The organism is Hydrogenophaga sp. FG152 (assembly GCF_057809615.1).
Map to the genome: position 1 here is coordinate 1 of NZ_JBMDKH010000042.1, position 1,853 is coordinate 1,853.

General features: G+C 58.7%; 1 pseudogene. It reads left to right on the top strand.

What is annotated here, in order from left to right:
- A pseudogene (locus tag ACODTB_RS25755) lies at positions 1 to 1,710 on the top strand (Tn3-like element IS1071 family transposase); the annotation flags it as partial.
- Positions 1,711 to 1,853: the final 143 nt, after the last annotated feature.

The window sequence follows — 1,853 nt, forward strand, 5'->3', positions numbered from 1 at the left end:
AAGCTGCAAGCTTTATATCTCAAAGGATCCAGAAAGCTGCCAGTTGAAGTGGTGGCACCAAGTCTGGGAATGATCTGGCAGGTTTCGATCTCCAGCCCAGACCGGGAACGGGCGTTTCAGGCGTTGGAGGTGGCCACCCTGTTTGCCCTGCGCCGCGCGGTGCGCAATGGCTCGGTCTGGATTGAGCACAGCCTGAGCTTTCGGGGTCGTGCGCGCTTGTTCTTCACGGACGAGCGTTGGCAGGCAGAGTCCAAGAAACACTATGCCCGTCTATCGTTACCCAGCAAGGCTGCCACTTTCTTGAAGCCTTTGCTGGCCAGAGTAACTGCCGGTGTCGATGCGGTGGCCGCTGCAGCCCGCAGTGGCGTACTGCGCGTGGATGATGAACTCCATTTGTCGCCATTGCCCGCAGAGGACGAAGACCCAGAAGTGACCAAGCTGCGCGCGGCTTTGGATCACCGCATCGGTGAGGTTCAATTGCCGGAAGTGATTCTGGCCGTTGACGCCCAGGTGCGCTTTAGCTGGATCATGCTCGGACGTGAGCCGCGCTCTACCGACGAGCTGCTGATGGTCTATGCCGGCATCATGGCCCACGGCACCAGTCTGACTGCGGTCGAATGCGCGCGCATGATTCCGCAATTGTCTGCCACCAGCATTCGCCAGGCCATGCGCTGGGCGCGGGACGAACGGCGTCTGAGCCAGGCCTGCCAGGCTGTGCTGGAATTCATGCAGCGACACCCGATTGCCGCCACCTGGGGGCGGTCCGATTTGGCATCTTCTGACATGATGAGCATGGAGACCACCAAACGGGTGTGGCAAGCCCGGCTTGATCCTCGGCGCAACACACCTTCCATTGGAATCTACTCCCATGTAAAAGACCGGTGGGGCATCTTCCATGCGCAGCCCTTTGTGCTCAATGAGCGCCAGGCGGGCGTGGCCATTGAAGGTGTCATCCGCCAAGAAAAGCTGGAGACCAGCCAGCTTGCTGTGGATACCCATGGCTACACCGACTTTGCCATGTCACATGCCCGTTTGCTTGGTTTTGATCTTTGCCCGCGGTTGAAGGAACTCAAACAGCGCCACCTCTTTGTGCCACGCGGCACCAAAGTGCCCGCAGAAATCGCTGCGGTGTGCGAAGCCAATGTCGACGTCGCTTTGATCGAAAAGCATTGGGATAGTCTGGTGCACCTGGCAGCCTCGGTCATGAGCGGACATGCCAGTGCGGTGGCAGCTCTTGCGCGGTTCGGTTCTGCCGCCCAGGGCGATCCAATCTATGAGGCTGGCGTGCAATTGGGGCGGTTGCTGCGTACGGCGTTTTTGGCTGACTACTTTGTCAAGGACGCTTTCAGGAACGAGTTGCGCCGGGTGCTCAATCGGGGCGAGGCTGTTAACGCCCTCAAGCGCGCCATTTATACCGGCCGGATCAGCCCGGCGCAGGCCAAACGTGTCGATGAAATGCAGGCTGTGGCCGATGCGTTGAGCCTGATGGCCAACATCGTGATGGCGTGGAATACCTCACAGATGCAGGCGGTCCTGGATCGCTGGTCGAACCGCCGCCAGGTCATTCCACCGGAACTGATCGGGAAGATTGCGCCCACCAGGCTGGAGAGCATCAACTTGCGGGGTGTGTTTCGCTTCCCGGTTGACCGCTATGCTGACCAAATCCTGCCTTCGCGGCCAAATGCATCGATAACTGGCACCAATGGATGAAACCGACCACGGTTTGACGCCACGAATCGCAGATTTGAAAGTGAACAGGAAAGTCAATGAAATCAACGATCTACCAACACCACCTCCGCGCCAGTGCTAGCTTTTCGTACCGTCACTTATTGCACTGAAAACGAGGAGACCCC